Source organism: Mesorhizobium sp. M7A.F.Ca.CA.002.05.1.1 (assembly GCF_003998335.1).
Taxonomy (GTDB): Bacteria; Pseudomonadota; Alphaproteobacteria; order Rhizobiales; family Rhizobiaceae; genus Mesorhizobium.
On record NZ_RZQI01000070.1, the window covers coordinates 1 to 12,315 of the forward strand.

Annotated in this window: 10 protein-coding genes and 2 pseudogenes; 2 read left to right on the forward strand and 10 right to left on the reverse strand. The window is 62.9% G+C overall.

The genetic code is table 11. The features are described from left to right. The 8 genes and pseudogenes from EN939_RS06015 to dusB form a co-directional block, all read right to left on the reverse strand. Positions 1–402: pseudogene (locus EN939_RS06015) on the reverse strand (GTPase HflX); the annotation flags it as partial. Then, on the reverse strand, positions 403–648 hold the full coding sequence (hfq, locus tag EN939_RS06020; protein WP_006202172.1) for an RNA chaperone Hfq: 246 nt from the start codon (positions 646–648) through the stop codon (positions 403–405). 145 nt (positions 649–793) lie between these two features. Then, positions 794–1,657, reverse strand: coding sequence for a D-amino-acid transaminase (locus tag EN939_RS06025; RefSeq protein WP_127267299.1), 864 nt, complete (start codon positions 1,655–1,657; stop codon positions 794–796). 91 nt (positions 1,658–1,748) lie between these two features. After that, positions 1,749–3,110 (reverse strand): annotated as a pseudogene (gene ntrX / locus EN939_RS06030) (nitrogen assimilation response regulator NtrX). After that, the gene (locus EN939_RS06035; protein WP_127328257.1) at positions 3,100–5,385 is read right to left on the reverse strand and encodes a sensor histidine kinase NtrY-like; all 2,286 of its coding nucleotides are present in this window, start codon (positions 5,383–5,385) and stop codon (positions 3,100–3,102) included. Before EN939_RS06035 ends, ntrX begins: the two are co-directional and overlap by 11 nt. Positions 5,386–5,514: 129 nt before the next feature. After that, positions 5,515–6,975: a nitrogen regulation protein NR(I) gene (ntrC, locus tag EN939_RS06040; RefSeq protein ID WP_023812028.1), complete on the reverse strand. Its 1,461-nt coding sequence runs from the start codon at positions 6,973–6,975 to the stop codon at positions 5,515–5,517. Further along, positions 6,972–8,114: a two-component system sensor histidine kinase NtrB gene (locus tag EN939_RS06045; protein WP_127267301.1), complete on the reverse strand. Its 1,143-nt coding sequence runs from the start codon at positions 8,112–8,114 to the stop codon at positions 6,972–6,974. Before EN939_RS06045 ends, ntrC begins: the two co-directional genes overlap by 4 nt. After that, a complete protein-coding gene (gene dusB / locus EN939_RS06050; RefSeq protein WP_127267302.1) occupies positions 8,111–9,139 on the reverse strand; it encodes a tRNA dihydrouridine synthase DusB in 1,029 nt (342 codons plus the stop codon). Before dusB ends, EN939_RS06045 begins: the two co-directional genes overlap by 4 nt. Before the next feature lie 244 nt (positions 9,140–9,383). On the opposite strand from dusB, the gene EN939_RS06055 reads away from it, so the two are divergent. Both EN939_RS06055 and EN939_RS06060 read left to right on the forward strand, forming a co-directional pair. After that, complete coding sequence (locus EN939_RS06055) at positions 9,384–10,613, forward strand: bifunctional 2-C-methyl-D-erythritol 4-phosphate cytidylyltransferase/2-C-methyl-D-erythritol 2,4-cyclodiphosphate synthase (protein WP_127267303.1); 1,230 nt, start codon at positions 9,384–9,386, stop codon at positions 10,611–10,613. Next, positions 10,610–11,092: a CinA family protein gene (locus EN939_RS06060; RefSeq protein ID WP_127267304.1), complete on the forward strand. Its 483-nt coding sequence runs from the start codon at positions 10,610–10,612 to the stop codon at positions 11,090–11,092. Before EN939_RS06055 ends, EN939_RS06060 begins: the two co-directional genes overlap by 4 nt. Here EN939_RS06060 and EN939_RS06065 read toward each other — a convergent pair. After that, a complete protein-coding gene (locus EN939_RS06065; protein WP_127267305.1) occupies positions 11,089–11,553 on the reverse strand; it encodes a type II toxin-antitoxin system RatA family toxin in 465 nt (154 codons plus the stop codon). The two genes, EN939_RS06060 and EN939_RS06065, sit on opposite strands and share 4 nt — an antisense overlap. 12 nt (positions 11,554–11,565) lie before the next feature. After that, a partial coding sequence (locus EN939_RS06070; RefSeq protein ID WP_164750892.1) for a lipoyl synthase occupies positions 11,566–12,315 on the reverse strand: 750 nt, incomplete at its 5' end.

Below are 12,315 nucleotides of genomic sequence, written 5' to 3' on the forward strand. Positions count from 1 at the left end.
GTCCAGCACCTTGGCGTTCAGCTCTTTTTCGAGATTGCGCTGCTGCACCGGGGTCAGCGGATGGTCGACGACGACCACTTCCGCATGTCCCTCTTTGACGATTTCCGCGAACTCCGCAACCTTGCCGCTGCCGAGCAGCGTCGCCGGGCGCGGATCGTTGACGGTCACCACCGCAGTGTGGATCAGATCCAGGTTGATGGCGCGGGCAAGGCCGACGGCCTCGTCGTGGCGAGCATCAGCCGAACGCATCAGCCGAGGACGGTTGGTCTCGTCGTCGTTGCGCTGGTGGCGGGTAAGGACGGGCACAATGACAACAGCCCGGGTCGGGCCCTTGGCTTCCGTCCCGGGATGATGCGTTGGTTTCCCGCGAACGGTGGCGTCCGCGTCTTTCTCACGTGCCAATCAGGCGCCCTGGCTTTCCTCGCCATCGAACATCTGAACCGGCTGGCTCGGCATGATCGTGGAAATGGCGTGCTTGTAGACGAGCTGGGAGTGACCGTCACGGCGCAGCAGGACACAGAAATTGTCGAACGAAGTGACCACGCCGGTCAGCTTGACGCCGTTGATAAGGAAGATGGTGAGCGGGTTCTTGCTCTTGCGAACTGAATTCAGGAACAGGTCCTGAAGGTTTTGCGATCGTTCCGCCATTGTTCTTGTCTTTCGCCGATCCCCTTCGGTTTGCAAGCCAATGCGCCAAATTAACGGGCGCATGTCAAGCTCGCAAACACCGTCTTGTCGTCAGTAACGACAAGCAGAACGAGATATATTGATGTTCATTCCACCTGTGCGGTTATCAGGCTGGACTTTTTTCCGCAATGTCAAAAAAGGCCTGCCGCAAGGAAAGTGTTATTGAGCCGGGGTGCCCATTGGCGACCGTATCGCCGTCGATAGCCACCACCGGCATGGCGAGTGTCGTTGCGGAGCTGATGAACGCCTCGCGTGCCGCCTTGGCCTCGGCGACGGAAAAGCCGCGCTCCTCGATCTTCAGGCCGAGCTTGGCCGCCACTTCGAACATGGTCGTGCGGGTGATGCCGCGCAGGATGCCGTGCTCCGCCGGCCTGGTGACCAGGACGCCGTCCCGAGTGACGATCCAGGCATTGGACGAGCCGCCTTCTTTTACGTTGCCTTCGGCGTCGACGAACCAGGCTTCCTGCGCACCGGCCTCCTTTGCCTTCTGCTTGGCCAATACATTGGGCAGCAGCCCGACGGTCTTGATGTCGACGCGGTCCCAGCGGTTCTCCGGCACGGTGATGACCGCGATGCCGGTCTCGGCTCGCTTTGCTCCGGCTGCGGGGTCGGCCTTCCTGGCGGTCACCACCAGGGCCGGCTTGGTGTCTGCGGAAGGGAAGACAAAGTCGCGGCTGGCGACGCCGCGCGTCACCTGGACATAGACCAGGCCGTTGGCGACATGGTTGCGGTTGACCACCTCGCGCAGGATAAGCGGCAGCACGTGAGAGGTGACTGGCCAGGCGATCGACAATTCGGTCAGCGAGCGGTTCAGCCGCGCCAGATGGCGCGGCATGTCGACGATGAAGCCATGCGCCACCTCGCAGACCTCATAGACACCGTCGGCGAACTGATAGCCGCGATCCTCGATATGCACGGCAGCGTCGGCGTGCGTGACATAGCGCCCGTTGACATAGGCAATGCGCGGCATGGGCAACCTCTAAGAAATTCTGGGGCTTTCTTATGCGATTCCACCGCGGCCGTAACCGGCAAATGCTTGGCCCAGGCGCGGCTAACCCGCGTCAGACGCCCAGCGACTTCAGCTTGCGGTGCAGCGCGGAGCGCTCCATGCCGATGAACTCGGCGGTCTTCGAGATGTTGCCGCCGAACCGGTTGATCTGGGCGATCAGGTAGTCCTTCTCGAACTGCTCACGCGCTTCGCGCAGCGGCAGCGCCATGATGTGCTGGTCGGATTGATTCGGCGTGCGCGGCATGACATCTCCGATCTCGGCCGGCAACAGATCGGCGGTGATCGGCGCATCGACGTCGTCGCCGCGCGCAAGGATCATCAGGCGCTCGACATTGTTGCGCAGCTGGCGAACGTTGCCCGGCCAGTTGTGCGCCTGCAGCACGGCCAGCGCGTCGTCGCCGATGCGGCGCGGCTTGATGCCGGCCTGGCGGGCGATCTGCTTCATGAAATTGTCGACGAGGTAGGGAATATCCTCGCGCCGCGCGGCCAATCCCGGCACGATGACCGGAACCACCGCGAGGCGATGGTAAAGATCCTCGCGGAAACGCCCGTCGGCAATCATCGCTTCGAGGTTCTGCGAGGTCGAGGAGATGATGCGGACATCGACCTTGACCCGCTTGGTTCCCCCTACCCGCTCGAACTGCTGCTCGACCAGCACGCGCAGGATCTTGTTTTGCGTCTCGCGCGGCATGTCGGCCACCTCGTCGATGTAGAGGATACCGCGATGGGCCTCCTCCAGCGCGCCGACCTTGCGCTCGACGCCATTCGATTCGGTGCCGAACAGCTCGATCTCCATGCGCTCGGGCGTGATGTTGGCGGCGCTCAGCGTCACGAAAGGTGCGCTCTTGCGCGCCGACAGCGTGTGGATGGCGCGCGCGGCCAATTCCTTGCCCGAGCCAGACGGTCCGATGATCATCACGCGGCTGTTGGTCGGCGCGACTCGTTCGATGGTCTGGCGCTACTGGCTCATCGCCGACGACATGCCGATCAGATCGAAGGTTTCGCCGCTGCGCAGCTTGAGGTCGGAAACCTCGCGCCGCAATTTCGAGGTCTCGAGCGCACGCTCGGCAATAAGGATCAGCCTGTCGGCCTTGAACGGTTTTTCGATGAAGTCATAGGCGCCGCGACGGATGGCGGAGACCGCCGTTTCGATGTTGCCGTGGCCGGAAATCATCACCACCGGCAAGGTCGGATGCATGGTCTTGATCTCGTCGAGCAGCGCCAGCCCGTCCAGGCGCGAGCCCTGCAGCCAGATATCGAGGAAAATCAGCCGCGGCGCGCGATCAGCTATAGCAGCGAGCGCGCTGTCAGCATCGAATGCCGTGCGGGTTTCGTGACCTTCGTCGCTCAGTATGCCCGCGACGAGTTCACGGATGTCTTCCTCGTCATCGACGATGAGAATATCAGACGCCATTACCGACCTTTTCAGTTTCTCTTTCGTTTTCCGCCCTGCTTTCGCTGCGCGGAGCCGTTGCGGCCGCAGGCGGCAGGATGATGCTGATCATCGCGCCGCGCCCATCGTGGAAGTCCGCTGGAGCATCGTGTAGTTCCAGCCTGCCGCCATGGTCCTCCACGATCTTCTTGACGATAGCGAGGCCAAGTCCGGTGCCCTTCTCGCGTGTGGTCATGTAGGGCTCGAGCAGCCGTTGGCGATTCTCGCGCGGCAGGCCTTTGCCATTGTCGATGACGTCGATTCGAATCGCACCATTCTGGCGCCCGGCTTGAATCCGGATTATGCCGTGCGAACCGTCCTTCTGTTCCAATCCGTCGATCGCCTCGGCCGCGTTCTTGATCACATTGCCGAAGGCCTGCGCCATCAGGCGGCTGTCGAAAGTGCCCTTGAGCGGCTCCGTGCCGAATATCCGCTCGAAAGTGATGTCGGCGCGGCTGACCTCGACCAGGAACGAGGCCTCACGCAGCGATTCGCGCAGATCTATCGCCTTCATCTCAGGCTTTGGCATGCGCGCGAACGCCGAGAATTCGTCCACCATACGGCCGATATCCTCAACCTGACGGATGATGGTGTCGGTGCATTGGTCGAAAACCTCGCGGTCCTCGGTAATCACCTTGCCGTAACGGCGCTTGATGCGTTCGGCCGAGAGCTGGATCGGCGTCAGCGGGTTCTTGATCTCGTGGGCGATACGCCGCGCCACATCCGCCCAGGCCGACGAGCGCTGCGCCTGAACCAGGTCGGTGATGTCGTCGACCGTCACGACATAGGATTTTTCCTCCGAGCCGTCGTCGCCGGCCTCGATGGTGATCTGCACGTTGAAGGTCCGCTCGGCACCGGCGCGGTAAAAGGTCACCTGCTCGCGATAGACGGGTTTGCCGGACTTGCGACCGATCTCGAAGACGCGGCCGACATGCGGCAGTACGGCGGAAAGATTCTGCCCAAGGGCTGCGCTGGCCGAAATCGCCAGCATCGCCTCGGCCGAGCGGTTGACGATGGTGACGATGCCGTAGGGATCGACGCCGATGACGCCGGCGGTAACGCCGGCAAGCACGGCTTCGGAGAAGCGGCGCCGTTCGTCGATCAGGTCCTTGGCCGACAGGATCTCATTGCGCTGCGATTTAAGTTCGAGAAGCATCTTGTTGAAGGTATCGCCGAGCGAGGCGACATCGCCGTCCGAAGGCCTGACGGGAACCGCGACGTCGAGATTGCCGGTCGCCACCTCGTCGGCGGCGCCGATGAGCTGGCGAATAGGCCGCACCAGACGGTCGGCGACCGCAATGCCGGTCCAGATCGCGGACAGGATGATGATGAGCGTCAGCGACAGATAGGGCAGCGCGAAGGCCACCTGCGAGGTACGGCGGTTATCTTCCAGCCCCCGATATTCGTCGGTGTTGGACCTGACGATCTGCCTTGCCTTGATCACTTCGGGATCGACGAGCCGAATGGTGTAGAGGTAGAGTCCTTCGATCTCCCGCAGCTTGACGATGGCGCCCATGATGTTGCGCGTTTTCGGTTCGATCAGCACCGGCTTGCCGTCGGCAGCGCTGGCCACCGCGCCTTCCGGCGGCTCGGGCATGGCGAACTCCGTATCGGTCTTGGCGCTCATGACGAAAGAGCCGTCCGGCTTGATCAGCGCCGCATGGGCCAGCGAACGGCCCACGGCTTCCTTGTTCATCAAGTCGAGAAAGCCGGTACGATCAAGGCCGTAGAGCGTGCGCGACGCATCGAGATCATAGGCCATGGACAATGTCGTGCCCTGGAGGTTGCGGGCATTTTCCTGGACATAGGCGTCGGCGATCGAGAGGGACGAATTGACGATCGTCTTGGTGCGGATCTCGAACCAGCGGTCAAGGCCGATGTCGAGCGTGATCGAGGCAATGATGGCCACCATGATGGCGGGAATGGCGGCAACCAGGGCGAACATGGCGACAATGCGCACATGCAGCCGCGAAGCGGCCTTACCATGCCGGCGCGCCATCAGGATGCGGTGCACCTCACGCCCGACCAGCGCGATAAGAAACAGGACGAAAGCCGCGTTGAGGGCAATCAGCGCCAGCGTCGTCGACTCGTTCGGTGTGATCGGCGTGGCGCCGACGAGGATGGTGAACGAGATCGCAGCCGTCATCAGCGCGCCGACGACCGCGATCACACCCGGCAGCGCAAGCAGCCGGCGCCCGTCACGAGCGCCGGGTTCGCTGAAGAGCGGTTGGTTTGTTGTCGGTGCCTGCGGAGCCATGTCGCCGTCTAGAGCCATGATTGCGTCGGATGTATGCAACGCATTGTGGCGATTATGCAACAAGTGTGACCGAGACGGAAATCTTTCGCGAGCCGATCCCCTGAAAAGAGCGCGGGCTCAGATCAAGGCTCAGCCCTGCCGCGATGATTTGTAGACGTTGACGCCGAGCTCGCGGATCTTCTTGCGCAGCGTGTTGCGGTTCAAGCCCAGCAGTTCCGCGGCCTTGATCTGGTTGCCGCGGGTTGCCGTCATCGAAGCCAGGACGAGGGGAAACTCGACCTCGGACAGGATGCGCTGATAAAGCCCGGCAGGTGGCAAATCGCCGGCAAAGGAAGCGAAATAGCGCTGCAGGAAGTGCTCGACCGCCTGCCCGATCGACAAATCGTCGGGGATCAGATTGCCGCCACCCGGCACCACCGGACGTTCGCCGGTCTTGAGCTCCGCCTCGATGATCTCGGCGGAAATCTCGTCCTGCGAATAGAGCGCGGCGAGCCTGCGAACCAGGTTTTCCAGTTCGCGCACATTGCCCGGCCACGGATAGCGCTTCATCAACTCGATGCCGCCGGAAGAAATGCGCTTGGTCTGCAGGCCTTCCATTTCGCCGAGCTTGAAGAAATGGCGGACGAGGTCCGGCACATCCTCGGAGCGCTCACGCAGCGCGGGCAGCCGGAGCGGCACGACGTTGAGGCGATAGAAAAGATCCTCGCGGAAGAGCCCCTGGTTGATCAGCGTGCGCAGATCCTTGTTGGTGGCAGCGACGATGCGCACGTCGGTCTTGATCGGCGTGCGTCCGCCGACCGTGGTGTACTCGCCCTGCTGCAGCACGCGCAGCAGGCGCGTCTGCGCCTCCATCGGCATGTCGCCGATTTCATCGAGGAACAGCGTGCCGCCTTCGGCCTGCTCGAAGCGGCCGGTCGAGCGGTTCTGCGCGCCGGTGAAGGCACCCTTCTCGTGACCGAACAGTTCCGATTCGATCAGGTCACGCGGGATCGCCGCCATATTGATGGCGACGAAGGGGCCGCCGCGGCGGCGGCCATATTCATGCAGCGCGCGCGCCACCAGCTCCTTGCCGGTGCCGGATTCGCCCGAGATCATCACCGTCAGGTCGGTCTGCATCATGCGCGCCAGCATGCGGTAGATATCCTGCATGGCCGCCGAGCGGCCGACCAGCGGCATCGCGTCCGGCTGTTCTTCCGGCCGCGCATCGATCTTCGGCCGACGCGGCTCGGAAAGCGCCCGGTTGACGATGTTGAGCAGTTCGGTCAGGTCGAACGGCTTGGGCAGATATTCGTAAGCGCCGGTTTCGGAGGCGCGGATCGCCGTCATGAATGTGTTCTGGGCGCTCATGACGATAACCGGCAGCTCCGGCCTCGCCTTCTTGATGCGCGGCAGCATGTCGAAGGCGTTTTCGTCCGGCATCACCACATCGGTGATGACCAGATCGCCCTCGCCCGCCGCCACCCAGCGCCAAAGCGTCGAAGCGTTGGAGGTGACGCGCACCTCATGACCGGCGCGTGAAAGCGCCTGGTTGAGGACGGTGCGGATTGCCGCGTCGTCGTCGGCGACGAGAATATTGCCGCGAACGGTCATTTGAGGTCTCCTTCGCCGTCATCATCGGCGCCGTTTGGCGCTTCTTTCCAGGCCGGCATCAGGATGCGGAATGTGGTGCCGCGCGGCGTCGATTCGCATTCGATGATGCCGCCATGCTCGCCGACGATCTTGGCGACCAGCGCAAGACCCAACCCGGAGCCGTTCGGCTTGGTGGTGATGAACGGGTCGAACAGGATCGGCAGGATGTCTTCGGGGACGCCGGAGCCATTGTCGCGCACGCAGAATTCCAGCGGCAGCGACACGCGGTCCTGCGTGCCCGGAACGGAAACACGGATGCCCGGCCGGAAGGCGGTCGACAGCACGATCTCGCCCTGCGGGTCGCTGCCGATCGCCTCGGCAGCGTTCTTGACCAGGTTGAGGAACACCTGGATGAGTTGATCGCGGTTGGCAAACACCGGAGGCAATGAAGGATCATAATCCTCCATTATCTTGATTTTCTTGGCAAAACCATTCTTGGCAATCGCCTTCACATGGTCGAGCACGACATGGATATTGACGGGATAGCGATCGATCGGCCGCTCGTCGGAAAACACCTCCATGCGATCGACCAGCGATACGATGCGGTCCGTCTCGTCGGTGATCAGCCGCGTCAGCGCGCGGTCTTCGTCGGAAGCCGACAGTTCGAGAAGCTGGGCAGCGCCGCGGATGCCGGAGAGCGGGTTCTTGATCTCATGGGCAAGCATTGCCGCCAGACCGGTCACCGAACGTGCGGCACCCCGATGCGTCATCTGCCGGTCGATCTTGTCGGCCATCGACCGTTCCTGGAACATCACCACGACGGAGCCCGGATATTCCGGCACCGGCGCGACGTAGAGATCGACGACCTTTTCGATGCCGAGACGCGGCGACGACACGTCGACCCGATACTCGTTGACCGGAGCCCGACGCTCGCGCACCTGATCGACCAGCGTCAGCAGCGGGCTGCCGAAGGGAATGAGTTTTGACAGCGTGTTGCGGGCGAGCATGTTTGCACTCGAGCGAAAGAAATCTTCCGCGTCGGCGTTGGCATAGGTGATGAAACCTTCCTCGCTGATCATGATCACCGGGCGACGGATGGTGTTGAGCACGATCTGGGCGGCATCCGCCATTTCAGCGCCCTGGCCGGCGGCGGCGTTCATGCGGCGCTCCGCAGGTTCAAGGGTTGCGGATCGCGCGAAAACACATCGCGCAGCAAGGCAATGACGCGCGCGGGCTCGAATGCGGTCAGTATGGCCTTTCGGCTGTCGTCGGCGACGCCGCCGGCATGCCGGTCGAGATACCAGCCAAGGTGTTTGCGCGCCTGGCGCAGGCCGCTTTCGGCGCCGTAGAGCGCCAGCATGTCCTCATAATGGGCCACGATGTAGTCGGCGACCGCCGTCGAGTCCCGTGGCATGTTTGGCGTCGCCTCGCCGATCGCTGCGGCCGCAATGCCGCCTGCGATCCAGGGCGCGCCATAATGGGCACGGCCGATCATCACGGCGTCGGCACCCGATTGATCGAGAATGTCGGCCGCTTCCGCCGGCGAAGAGACGTCACCATTGGCGACGACCGGGATGGACACGGCTTCCTTGACGCGGGCGATGGCGCGCCAGTCGGCCTTGCCCTGGTAGAACTGGCAGCGCGTGCGGCCGTGCACGGTCACCATGCTGACACCGGCCTGCTCGGCGCGGCGCGCGAGCATCGGCGCATTGAGCGCGCCTTCGTCCCAGCCAAGCCGCATCTTGACCGTCACCGGCACCTCGACCGCGCCGACAACGGCGTCGATCAGCGACAGTGCGTGGTCGAGATCCAGCATCAATGCCGAACCCGCATAACCGCCGGTAACCTTCTTGGCCGGGCATCCCATGTTGATGTCGATGATGTCGGCGCCCTCACCGGCGGCGATTCTGGCACCTTCGGCCATGTGCATCGCCTCACGGCCTGCCAGCTGAACCATATGGACGGGCAGGCCGGAGTGGCGTATGCGCAGCTTGAAACCGGCCCTGCCCTTGGCAAGCTCGCCGCTGGCAACCATTTCGGATACGACCAGGCCCGCTCCATGCGCGTGGGCACGCTGCCGGAACGGCTCGTCCGTAATCCCCGACATCGGTGCGAGGAACACGCGATTGCGGATTCTCACGCCACCGACATCGAGCGGCGCGGCCAATTTGGTCAAGTTAACCATGCACAAAAACCAAGCATCTTCATTCGTTGCACATTCTCTAGCCAGAACCGGCGCAATGTGCAACGCGGAATGACGCCACATTAAGGCGCAATTGGGAAAATGCCGGCCTTCGGCTTTGGCCGCGACCAAAGCGCCGCGCGTCGCCGAGGACGCGCAAAAGACGCTTTGGAATTTCATACTTAGCGCACGATCTTTCCGAAAACCGATTACACTTTTCGGGATCGTGCGCTAGGACCAAACAGGCATGACTGACGCAAGTGAAAATCACGTTTCGGGTGCGGATGGCAAGGTCGCGGTGGTGATCGTTGCGGCCGGCCGTGGTGCGCGCGCCGGACAGGCCAACGGACCGAAGCAATATCAACACATTGGCGGCTTTGCCGTCATTGCACACACGCTGGACATTTTTCTGGCCCACCCGCGGACGAGCGAGATCGTCGTCGCCATTCATGCCGATGACCATGAGTTGTTCCGGCAGGCGGCGGGCGCCAATGCCGAGCGCGTCACCGCCATCATGGGCGGGGCGACGAGGCAGGAATCCGTTCGGCTCGGCCTGCTTGCCCTTAGAGGCCACGCGCCGGCGCAGGTCCTGATCCATGACGCCGTGCGTCCGTTTGTCGATGCGGACCTGATAGATCGCACCATCGCCGCCATCGGCGAGCGCGAGGGCGCGTTGCCCGCTTTGCCCGTCGCCGACACGCTGAAGCGCGAATCGGCCTCCGGCGTGGTTGGCGAAACCGTATCGCGCAGCGGGCTTCACGCGGCGCAAACGCCACAAGGCTTTCCGTTCTGGCCCATTCTTGCCGCGCACGAGAAAGCCCGTCATCTGGGAAAAATGGATTTTACCGACGATGCCGCGATCGCCGAATGGGCGCATATTCCGGTCAAGATCGTTCCGGGCTCGCCGGACAATGTCAAACTCACCTGGGCACGGGATATTGCGATGGCGGACCAGCGGCTTTCCGGCGAACGCGTGCGCTTTCCCGACATCCGTACCGGCAATGGCTACGACGTCCACGCCTTCGAACCGGGAGACCATGTCACTTTGTGTGGCGTCGCCATAGCGCACGACAAGAAGCTGTCCGGCCATTCCGACGCCGATGTCGGTCTGCACGCCTTGACCGATGCGCTGCTGGCGACTTGCGGCGCAGGCGACATCGGCACGCATTTCCCGCCATCCGACCCGCAGTGGAAAGGCGCTGCGTCGCGCATATTCGTCGAGCATGCGGCGAAACTGGTCCGCGCGCGCGGCGGCCGCATCGCCAATGCCGACATCACGCTGATCTGCGAAGCGCCGCGCGTCGGCCCGCATCGCGAGGCCATGACCGCAGCCCTTTCGCAGATGCTGGCAATTACGCCGGATCGCATCTCGATCAAGGCCACAACCAATGAGAAGCTCGGCTTTGTCGGGCGCGAGGAAGGCATTGCGGCGATCGCCACCGCCAGCGTGGTGTTTCCCGGCGAGGTGCCGGAATGACCCACAACGAGCTGGCAAATGCCCTGCTGCAAGCCTGCCAGAGACGCGGCATCATGCTGGCAACGGCGGAAAGCTGCACCGGCGGCATGATCATCGCCGCGTTGACCGACATCGCCGGCTCGTCCGCCGTGATCGATCGCGGCTTCATCACCTATTCCAACGAAGCCAAGATGGACATGCTCGGCGTTTCCGCCGCCACGCTCGGGGCGCATGGCGCGGTTTCGCGCGAGACTGCGATTGAAATGGCGGCAGGCGCGCTTGCCCGTTCGCGCGCCGGGCTGACCCTGGCGGTCACCGGGATCGCTGGGCCTGGCGGCGGTTCGGCGGAAAAACCGGTCGGCCTGGTCTGGTTCGGGGTTGCGCTGGACGGCCGACCGATTGTCGCCGAGCACCAGCTCTTTGCAGACAAAGGCCGCGATTTCATTCGTCGCGAAACGGTCCGGCAAGCGCTGGAGTTGGGCCTGCAAGCACTCGGCTAACCCTGGACCCGGGGTGCTGCACCGTAGATGACGTCGGCGCGCTTCTCAAAGGCTTCGGCGAACATGCGGAAGGCGCGATCGAACATGGTCCCCATGACCGCGCCCAGAATACGGCTCTTGAACTCGTAGTCGATGAAGAAGCGGACGGTGCACCCGGCGCCGTCCGCTTCGAAACGCCAGACGTTGCTCAAATATTTGAAGGGCCCGTCGATGTACTTCACGTCGATGGTGTTCTCGGCGGGCTTCAGCAGCACCTGCGTCGTGAAGGTTTCGCGGATCGCCTTGTAGCCGATGCTCATGTCGGCAAGCAGAACCGTGCGCCCGTCACGCTCCTTGCGCGAGCGAACCGTCAGCGCTTCGCAAAGCGGCAGGAATTGCGGATAGGATTCAACATCGGCGACCAGCGCGAACATCTGCTCGGGTGTATGGGATACGCGTCGGGTGGCTTCGAATTTTGGCATGAAACCAGCGGGTTAGGCTGTTTTCTTGAGAATCGCTTCCCGTGCCGCACGCAGCTTGGCGAAATCGTCGCCGGCGTGATGCGACGAACGCGTCAGCGGGCTGGACGCCACCAGCAGGAAACCCTTGGTCCGGCCGATCGTCTCGAAAGATTTAAACTCCTCCGGAGTGACGAAGCGGATCACCGGATGGTGCTTCTTCGACGGCTGCAGGTACTGGCCGATGGTCATGAAGTCGACATTGGCGGACCGCAGATCATCCATCAGCTGCAGGATTTCATTCCGTTCTTCGCCCAGCCCCACCATGATGCCGGACTTGGTGAAGATTGACGGATCGAGCTCCTTGACCCGCTGCAGCAGCCGGATCGAATGGAAATAGCGGGCGCCCGGACGTACCGTCAGATAGTTCGATGGCACGGTTTCGAGATTGTGGTTGAAGACGTCGGGCTTGGCGGCCACGACGATCTCCAGCGCGCCGTCCTTGCGCAGGAAGTCGGGCGTCAGGATTTCGATCGTCGTCAGCGGCGTTGCCGCCCGGATGGCGCGAATGACTTCGGCGAAATGCTGCGCACCGCCATCGGCGAGGTCGTCGCGGTCGACCGAGGTGATGACGACATGGGTCAAGCCCATCTGCTTGACCGCATGCGCGACGCGGGCCGGCTCATCCGGGTCAAGTGCTGTCGGAATGCCGGTGGCGACGTTGCAGAAGGCGCAGGCGCGCGTGCAGATCTCGCCCATGATCATGAAGGTGGCGTGCTTCTTTTC

Coding starts and splice junctions, on each gene's coding strand:
- ntrC (WP_023812028.1), bottom strand. CDS start 6,975: ATGACCGTTCGCGGCAATATTCTCGTCGCCGACGACGACGCGGCAATC.
- dusB (WP_127267302.1), bottom strand. CDS start 9,139: ATGGTTAACTTGACCAAATTGGCCGCGCCGCTCGATGTCGGTGGCGTG.
- EN939_RS06045 (WP_127267301.1), bottom strand. CDS start 8,114: ATGAACGCCGCCGCCGGCCAGGGCGCTGAAATGGCGGATGCCGCCCAG.
- EN939_RS06035 (WP_127328257.1), bottom strand. CDS start 5,385: ATGGCTCCGCAGGCACCGACAACAAACCAACCGCTCTTCAGCGAACCC.
- EN939_RS06065 (WP_127267305.1), bottom strand. CDS start 11,553: ATGCCAAAATTCGAAGCCACCCGACGCGTATCCCATACACCCGAGCAG.
- hfq (WP_006202172.1), bottom strand. CDS start 648: ATGGCGGAACGATCGCAAAACCTTCAGGACCTGTTCCTGAATTCAGTT.
- EN939_RS06025 (WP_127267299.1), bottom strand. CDS start 1,657: ATGCCGCGCATTGCCTATGTCAACGGGCGCTATGTCACGCACGCCGAC.
- EN939_RS06055 (WP_127267303.1), top strand. CDS start 9,384: ATGACTGACGCAAGTGAAAATCACGTTTCGGGTGCGGATGGCAAGGTC.
- EN939_RS06060 (WP_127267304.1), top strand. CDS start 10,610: ATGACCCACAACGAGCTGGCAAATGCCCTGCTGCAAGCCTGCCAGAGA.